The following is a 7753-nucleotide window of genomic DNA, read 5'->3' as shown; positions in this document are numbered from 1 at the left end:
CAGGGAGCATGGAGACCACCAGCCTTTGATTTGATACTTTAAGTATACCGAAAAAGATAGACATTCTCCTCAAAAAAATGAGGAGAATGTCTATTTGAGATCCTGAAGGACTTTTTCAGTGGCCTCGGCATAACCCGACGGTTTTTTTTGTATATGCTAAATTTAAATCACTTACGGATAAACCGTCCCTTTAAACTCACTTATATTGAGATGTCGGCAGAACAACAAAATCTACACCATCAAAAGATTTAAATCTTACAGCTATTTCTGAAACACCTGCTACGTTAACTTCCGTTGATGTAATTCCTGTATCAGGTTCCAGCATGATAGTTTTAAGTTCCTCATTTGTAGCACTATTAACTAGATGGATTTCAGCAGTATCTCCCTTGTCTCCAATAACAAAGGCATTGATTGTTAAAGTCTGGTATTTTTTATTTGGATAAAAGGTAGCTTCAGCATCGTAGCTAATACCTGGTGCTGCAATTACCTCTTCGTAATTCTTATCATCGAAGATGGTATATGCTGGATTTTGAGAATATCCTACTCTACTCTTAAATTTTATAGACTCTTTATTAAGAGGTGTCGAATTAGCACGTTCTCCGATTATCAATGTATTGGATACCTTGTCAACAGCTATGTTTGTTTTGGTTGCTTCTGTAATCACGCTTATAGGTATGTAAGTAGAACCATTAATAATCACTGGCTTTGGTGAGTTCTTTGCAGATGGTGTCCATGCAACACCGCTCACTTTGTACTTCAGATTGGTAAAAACTGCCTTTACTTCATTAGTTGCCCCATAGGCAACTGTTCCTCCTAACAATAGTGTTGCTAATGCCATCAAAGTAACTTTTTTAAATTTCATAATATTCCTCCCATTGTATTTTTTTCCCTTCTATTAATTTATCGTATTTTTATCCGAAATAGTTAATATGAATCATATTTTTTTATCAATTCCGGGAAAATAATTATAGGAAGGAAGTTGATATATGCTAAAAGAACTGAAAATAGCGATGGAAAAGGAGCAAGTTGTAAGTATACATACAAAAGATGGTGAGGTTTTAATGGGGACTCCTGAGAAAACTTCTATGCAAGCGAAGGTTAAGCTGCGGAATGAGGATGGAATAACATTTATTCCTTACGAGGATATCGTGCATGTTATGAGAGTAATTGATTTTCCATAAAGAGTTCAGGCAGTATTTACAGAGTTTATCAATTAACAGAAGGAAGCCCGTCAGGCAAACCACCGGCGGGTTATTTTATGTATACTCTAAATTCAAATCTTTCACGGACAAACCGCCCCCCTGAAATCTTGATGGTCTCAGTCGAATACCCTTCAACTAGACCACCATAATCCATCATATGACCTTCTGGATCATCCTCCAGTCGAAACCAGACTGATACCTTAGATTGTGATAAGGCTGCCGCTAGAAAGTCTATATCGTTATCTAGGACTTTATATGTAGTACTCATTGCCATCTCCCTAATCAATCAAACTATGTATAAACTCTTGGATCACAAAAACATAAGGATTAACAATCACCTTACTTACTATTATAAATAACTGAACCGAACTACTTACTCCAACATCTACTCCGCTCCAGCTTGATGTTTCTGGTTTATCAAGCCCGTATTGTTGTGTTAGCCTATCTTTTGTTTCGCTACTAATAACGACACCATTATCAGCCTCAACGTACCCAGGTTGTATACATAGTAGACTTAAGACAAACAAAACTATGAGCATGGCTATATATTTTTTCTTCATTACATTTCTCCCGTTTAGTTATTATTAAAAACCCATCATTATGCAGGGTATCGGTACTTCCAATTTGTATATTATCAATATAGTTGATTTGGAACATTATGTATATGAAGTCTATAGCACTGATAAGGAAAATTTTCCTAAACACAAAAATCCACCTGACCAATTAAGGTTAGCGTGAGATTAATTTATTTCCTCTAATTTTCTAACCAGCTTTCATCCCATATTACATAACCAGATGATTTTTTCCTGCCGGACCTTCAAACGTTACATAAAGCTCTGTTACTCCTGAAGGGAGTACAATTTTGTTGTCTGTTAGGTACTGCTGTTTAATTTCCCAGTGGCCAAGATTGCCCAGATTTATCAGCAATTATATAGGTCCCCTCTACAACCTTATCAGCGTTGCTTTTAAATCCAATTAGTACGCCGACTTTTTTTTCCCGCTTTAACTTTAAATGCAACGCCTTGCCCAGATTCCTTTCCGAATTATTTTTGCGAGTCCTAAAAAATCCATAGTAATATTTACCTGTAACTGATAGAGTAAATTTGTTAATAATTATCATTTTTAGGGGGAGCATCATGAAGAAGCCGATATATAAGAAGTGGTGGTTTTGGATTATTATCTTAATCGCTGGAATCATTGGGATCGTCAACAATGAGGACAATAATACCGATCAGGCTGAGCCAGCCGCTACAACGGAGACAGTTCAGAAGGTTTTTGTAGATGTTGCTGTTCAACCAACAGTTGAACCAGCCGTAGAGGCGACTTCAACTACCCTTGCAGAAGGTTCTGCAGAGTTAGCAACTGCGGAGGTTCCAGCATATGAAATTGTTGAAGATAACTTATCAAAGGCTGGTATGTGGTATTTAACCTTATCTACAGAAGCTACGGATGAGGGCCAGTTACGTGCTCTTGTCGATAACTCTCGTCTGCTGGCAATGGAAAAGAAAAATGGTGCAGAGTGTGTATTCGTATATATTCAAAGGCCAGGTGTAGGAGAAGCGATCGCTACAGGAAAGCTGGCTCTTTCACAGAAAGGCGTTGCTCAAACAGGACTTAAAGATATTAGAGACGTTGAGTTTGAAATTATAAAATAACAATGGCCCCGAAAATCCCTCGGGGCTTTGCTATGTCCGCCTCACCTGTAGACCACTATGTTTTTTGAGGGGGGTACTTTCATTGCATAAGATAAATAGATTTCCATCAGTTGACTTCTGTATGCTCCAATAAACCATTTAAGAATTCATTCTTAACAAAATGAGTTGGGATAAGAATATTAACTTTACCACCAACTAATGGATGCAATTTCGTTTTCACACAACCTAAAACTTTTTTTCCATGTCTATATCTTGTTTTCTCTGCACTATAAAGAGCGTGTGCTTCTGCTGATATTTTACCGGCGTTAATGTCTTTACCACCAACTCTCCTAATTTCAAGAGTAGTTCGAGAATTAATGAATTTTTCTATTGTTTTTGCCTGTACTTCTTCTGTAGAACTACTGATAATCTCTTCTGCATTACTTACTGTAATATTCGGATATATCTGATTTATATGTTCGGCGTTTAGAAAATGAGATTCTATATCTGTTCCTTCTGTTATAAAGCAGTGAATATCATCGTTTTCAATCGTCCTTTTAAAATTTTCTATTTCTAAGTCACTTAGATAATCTCTATCACGATGAAGAATAACTTTCGTAGCAGGTGCGTGTTTTCTAATAAATGAATTCAAAACGAGAGCTATTTCAACTTTTGAACACCCTTTATAAGACCAAATGTCTACATCATCTAAATTAAAACCTGATGATTCTAATAATGCACGGACACCTTCGGTTTCAGAGTCTTCAGTTAGAAAAACATACTTAATGTTACCTTGTAAAAGCCGGTCACCTTTATCGAGTGCCCCGATATCCATAAGAACATTTACGTTATCATAATTATCTTCCAGAACAATTTTCCCTTCACGAATCCAATGCATTTTACTATAGTCCGATAATTCATCTATTAAATGTCTGGAGTGAGTTGATAATAGGATCTGAACATCTCTTTCTTCCGCTAATTCAAGTAAAACTTTGGCAAGCCTTCTTTGGTTATTTGGGTGTAGATGTGAGTCTGGTTCATCTAAAATTAGCATTTTAGGTCTATATAGATTTACATAGCTTAAAATTTGAACTGCCTGCAAGACTCCCGTTCCAACTCCATCAATAGGAAGATCTTGAGTTCCATATTTAGCAATTGCATTAATGCTCTCATCTCTTTCAGGATTAAACTTCACATCTAATTTCAAATTTGGAAAGATTCTGGTTAGATCTGACATGAAGCGGCCCCAGTTTTGATCATCCTGTTTTAACAACCATAATATATTGCGAAATACATTATTTGCGTCTCCCTTAGCGGCAGCTTTTCTTATAATGCCCGGGGTTTTGTATTCCTCAGTAGCAGGTATACCTGCCAAACCAGGAACATAAATACTATATGGCGTTTCTATATTTTGTAATCTTTCGCCTAGACTTTGACCGGTTATACGTACAGTAAGATTTTTATTACGTCCCTTACCAACAATGACATTAGTTGACTCACCATTTTCTTCCACAAAAGTAACACTTATAGCTTGATCACGAGCTTCTTTCAAAATCCCTCCAGGTGCTAATGCCGATACATCCCTTAAGGGTGTGTATACTAGCTGTGTAGGAGCTACTGATGTTGATAATATATTATTATCCCATCTATAATTCGGCTCTAAAGTGGTAGTTTGAGCAGCTGAAATTGCAAACTGAATTGCTTGTAATACGCTACTCTTGCCAGCATTGTTTGATCCCACAAACAAATTCATACTCCCTAAGCTAATATCGATGTTGTCCAAATGCTTAAATCTTTTAATCTCAATATTCTCTAGCAACTTACTCCCACCTTATGTGTAATTACTTTTCCGCTTATTTGTTAACGTGTATTTCATCTCAGTAATTAGTCTTCTGCTGGTGCACACGAAACTCAAAGCCTTCCGCTTGTAATATACATCTGAAAGTTTAACAAACCTGGGTGTCCATTTCTGGACCGCCCAACATAATCTACAATACAATCTAGTTTATCCTCATCGATTTGGTCTACATATATACGCATTTGGGAAAGGGCCGCTGTAAAAATCCACTGTTAAGGACTTTATATGTACTACACAAACAAACTATCTCTCATCATCTAAAAAGGGTGTTTTATGGCCCACTTTTCCACAATTTCATTTAAAAAATCGTGTTCAATTGAATTTTGTGATTTATAATAAGGATCTCTCTCATTTTTCGGTAGACAACTAATCGCAGCTAAAAAAGCTCTTTTAACCCAAGGATCAGAAATAAATGTGAGCTTATTAGTCCTAAAATAACTTTTGTTATTCGCTCTCCCCAAATTCAGTATCAATTTTCTCTTTGTAAAACTGTCTTCATACTTCTTTAACAAAACAGAAAAAAAACTTTGATTATTCCATTCATCACTCTTAGAAAATAAATACAAAAGCCAAGATCTATTATATTCCAATTCGCTCATAAAACTATTACTTAGAAGTCCGATGACCATTTCTCCGATCCCATGCTTCTGTATTTCATTAAATGACCTTACTTTTTCTAAATGGTTTATAATCTTACCAAGTATAGGGAAGATCTTCCTCATGTTTTCTTCTTTCAAAATTATTTTTGCAACTTCAGTATTATCAAATCGCGCTAGATTACCAATTAAAAACTTTACAAACCGGAGATCAATCTCATCTTTCTTAAGTTCTTCCTCCAATAATTCTAATATGTTAAGTTCTCTAACCCTTGCCAACTCTATTTCATCAAGTTCATAATCATCAATATCCTCGTAGTCTCTGCTTATTCCAAGCTTATCAAAAAGTTCATAAAGTTCCTTAACAACTCTATCATTTTCTCTTTCTATAAACATATACAACTGAGATTCTTTAAATTTCTCTTTGGTCATTATCTTTGTTTTTTGTTCATTTAATTTCAAGTTTAAGACATCGTATAGATTTTGAGCTAAGAAAGCTAAGGATCTATACGATTCAGTTTCCGTTTTACAAAATAGTCTGTAGTCATCTACATAACGAATGAATCTTATATCATTGTCAATAAGAAGTTGATCTATTTCGTGTAAAATTAATTCTGCAATTGGTCGACTAAATTGAGGTCCTATAGGTAAACCCTTATGTGTTTGATTAAGATGCATTGCCTTAATCATATCTATTAAGGTTTCCGCATGCGTACTTTTCCCACTATCTTTTACACTTTCTCTTAGGTAGGTTTCAATGTTATGTAAGTATATACTAGGGTAAAAATCAGTAATGTCTGTCATAACTACATAACTATACTCATCCTCTAATTCCAATATTTCTTTAGCTTTTTCGTTATATGTATTCCAGTTATAATTGGGATCATATAATCCCCCATCACTCGTGGGATTTAACCTAAAAGAAAACACGATATCGAGATTAGCTGGTACTCTTGCACTCTCAATTTCTTTATGGATCTCATAAATTATTGCGTTATACATAATTGAGTCAAGAGGGTCCAACTGTGTGCAAATTCTAAAGCCCACACTACTTTTAGGTGTAATGGTTGTTCTATATTGTCTAATTCCTTTTGAATACACATCGAATTCTAAAAGGTTCTTTTTTACATCATCCCAAAACTCAGTGATTGCTTCAAACTCAAAAGGCCTAGGGAAAACGTAAGAATCATTGAATTTGTTTATATGTTTCAAGGACCAATCTAACGATCTCCCATTTAGTTTCAGCATTGAATCTTCCTCTTCCCTATTATTATCGAGAGGCTTTGAAAGTCGAAGCAATCAAAACCCCTCAACCGATAATTTTCAACAACACTCGTAAAGCGTGAGGTGATTATATCATTATTTGTTTAATATTGTATATCTACTATTTGGTACTAGCTCCACGCTTGTTGAACGCCAACTCGAACAGTCCAGTAGCAGACAACCCAACCCCGCCAACCCTCCTGACCAGAGTCGCAACGTAAGGTTAAGATCAGTAAAGGGATATGCTACAGCTCCCACCAGCAAGCCAATAGCCAGCCCAATGAGGGGTAAGAGGTTCTTTGATACATTGGCAGTATTCTTGACCAGTTGCACAATAGCCAACACAAAAACAGCCAGCACCGAGGCGAAGGCCAGAACAGTATTCAATACTTCCTTTTCCATTGTTATTTAACCCCTTTCTCAAACACTCCTACGCGGTCCAAAATCGTCACCATCCGGTAAAAGTCGTAGCTCCCGTTTGCGGTGGCATCCAGTACGCCTGCAGCCTTAGCGGATTCGCAGGACTTGAGCGCCCACGCGGGGATCTCTGACAGCTTTTGCTTGTCCTCCAGCTCCGCGATCCGGTTAGACAAAGTTGACGTCACCTCTACCTGCGCCTTAATGAGTATCTTCAATGCTTCAAAATCTTTCTTTTCCTCCGCTGTCATTTCTTCATCCTCACCCTTCATTTTTTTTATTTTTGCAATCAACGTATCCAACTGCGACTGTGTTGGACGTTTACCTGCACGATAATCTGCCGTACTCAGCTTAAAGGTCATTTGCAGGTGAGGCATATCTTTAAAACTCGTCCAGTCCCCTCCCCACTCCCAACCGAGACGCTTGGCATCTGCAACAACCTCATCCCAATCAGCGATGCCGTCACCGTCACCGTCTCGTTTGGTGTCCCAGCTTACACCGCCATCTGGCAGCAGCAAGGCAAAGTCGATAGCCACTCCAAAATTGTGATAGGAATATCCTCCTTTGGCATTGGTAACGATCAGCCCTTTTGTGGTGCGTCCTTGGGCGTACAGACCATCTTGTTCAGGGATGGTCCGCAACCCTTGGGTAATAACGATCGGTACGCCGTGAGCATAGGCAAATTCTATGAGAGCTTCAGCAGCGGTCCGATCAGCCGAAAGAAGCCCGCTCAGTTTGGACGCGGACTTGGCTTTTACTTGTTCTAATGTTAATGACACGTTT

Annotated in this window: 9 protein-coding genes and 1 pseudogene; 2 read left to right on the top strand and 8 right to left on the bottom strand. The window is 37.5% G+C overall.

Going from position 1 to position 7753, the window contains the following annotated elements; all coding sequences use genetic code 11:
• Nucleotides 1–196: 196 nt before the first annotated feature.
• Nucleotides 197–862 (bottom strand): hypothetical protein, encoded by a 666-nt coding sequence (locus tag GJB61_RS28195; RefSeq protein ID WP_154122355.1) that lies wholly within the window; start codon nucleotides 860–862, stop codon nucleotides 197–199.
• Nucleotides 863–986: 124 nt separating this feature from the next.
• On the opposite strand from GJB61_RS28195, the gene GJB61_RS28190 reads away from it, so the two are divergent.
• On the top strand, nucleotides 987–1181 hold the full coding sequence (locus GJB61_RS28190) for a hypothetical protein (RefSeq protein WP_154122354.1): 195 nt from the start codon (nucleotides 987–989) through the stop codon (nucleotides 1179–1181).
• A 70-nt stretch (nucleotides 1182–1251) separates the two neighbouring features.
• Here GJB61_RS28190 and GJB61_RS28185 read toward each other — a convergent pair whose 3' ends face one another.
• From GJB61_RS28185 to GJB61_RS28175, 3 genes are all read right to left on the bottom strand, one after another.
• On the bottom strand, nucleotides 1252–1470 hold the full coding sequence (locus GJB61_RS28185) for a hypothetical protein (protein WP_154122353.1): 219 nt from the start codon (nucleotides 1468–1470) through the stop codon (nucleotides 1252–1254).
• A 10-nt stretch (nucleotides 1471–1480) separates the two neighbouring features.
• Nucleotides 1481–1762 carry a hypothetical protein gene (locus GJB61_RS28180; RefSeq protein WP_154122352.1) on the bottom strand — a complete coding sequence of 94 codons (282 nt, stop codon included), beginning with the start codon at nucleotides 1760–1762 and terminating at the stop codon, nucleotides 1481–1483.
• A gap of 223 nt (nucleotides 1763–1985) precedes the next feature.
• Nucleotides 1986–2129, bottom strand: coding sequence for a hypothetical protein (locus tag GJB61_RS28175; RefSeq protein ID WP_154122351.1), 144 nt, complete (start codon nucleotides 2127–2129; stop codon nucleotides 1986–1988).
• 209 nt (nucleotides 2130–2338) lie between these two features.
• On the opposite strand from GJB61_RS28175, the gene GJB61_RS28170 reads away from it, so the two are divergent.
• Entirely contained in the window at nucleotides 2339–2857 is a 519-nt protein-coding gene (locus GJB61_RS28170; RefSeq protein WP_154122350.1) for a hypothetical protein, read from the top strand.
• Between the two features lie 106 nt (nucleotides 2858–2963).
• On the opposite strand, the gene GJB61_RS28165 is transcribed toward GJB61_RS28170, so the two are convergent.
• From GJB61_RS28165 to GJB61_RS28150, 4 genes and pseudogenes are all read right to left on the bottom strand, one after another.
• A complete protein-coding gene (locus GJB61_RS28165) occupies nucleotides 2964–4655 on the bottom strand; it encodes an AAA family ATPase (RefSeq protein WP_154122349.1) in 1692 nt (563 codons plus the stop codon).
• A gap of 296 nt (nucleotides 4656–4951) precedes the next feature.
• A complete protein-coding gene (locus GJB61_RS28160; protein WP_154122348.1) occupies nucleotides 4952–6538 on the bottom strand; it encodes a reverse transcriptase domain-containing protein in 1587 nt (528 codons plus the stop codon).
• A 136-nt stretch (nucleotides 6539–6674) separates the two neighbouring features.
• Nucleotides 6675–6955 (bottom strand): annotated as a pseudogene (locus GJB61_RS28155) (holin).
• Nucleotides 6956–6957: 2 nt separating this feature from the next.
• Nucleotides 6958–7749: a M15 family metallopeptidase gene (locus tag GJB61_RS28150; protein WP_338116175.1), complete on the bottom strand. Its 792-nt coding sequence runs from the start codon at nucleotides 7747–7749 to the stop codon at nucleotides 6958–6960.
• Nucleotides 7750–7753: the final 4 nt, after the last annotated feature.

Source organism: Paenibacillus monticola (genome assembly GCF_009664975.1).
GTDB lineage: Bacteria > Bacillota > Bacilli > Paenibacillales > Paenibacillaceae > Paenibacillus_AQ > Paenibacillus_AQ monticola.
This window is presented reverse-complemented; position numbering and strand designations above follow the sequence as displayed.

Excerpts from the sequence above, each read along its gene's own strand:
- GJB61_RS28185 (WP_154122353.1), bottom strand. The coding sequence starts at position 1,470 with ATGAGTACTACATATAAAGTCCTAGATAACGATATAGACTTTCTAGCG.
- GJB61_RS28180 (WP_154122352.1), bottom strand. The coding sequence starts at position 1,762 with ATGAAGAAAAAATATATAGCCATGCTCATAGTTTTGTTTGTCTTAAGT.
- GJB61_RS28160 (WP_154122348.1), bottom strand. The coding sequence starts at position 6,538 with ATGCTGAAACTAAATGGGAGATCGTTAGATTGGTCCTTGAAACATATA.
- GJB61_RS28170 (WP_154122350.1), top strand. The coding sequence starts at position 2,339 with ATGAAGAAGCCGATATATAAGAAGTGGTGGTTTTGGATTATTATCTTA.
- GJB61_RS28190 (WP_154122354.1), top strand. The coding sequence starts at position 987 with ATGCTAAAAGAACTGAAAATAGCGATGGAAAAGGAGCAAGTTGTAAGT.
- GJB61_RS28195 (WP_154122355.1), bottom strand. The coding sequence starts at position 862 with ATGAAATTTAAAAAAGTTACTTTGATGGCATTAGCAACACTATTGTTA.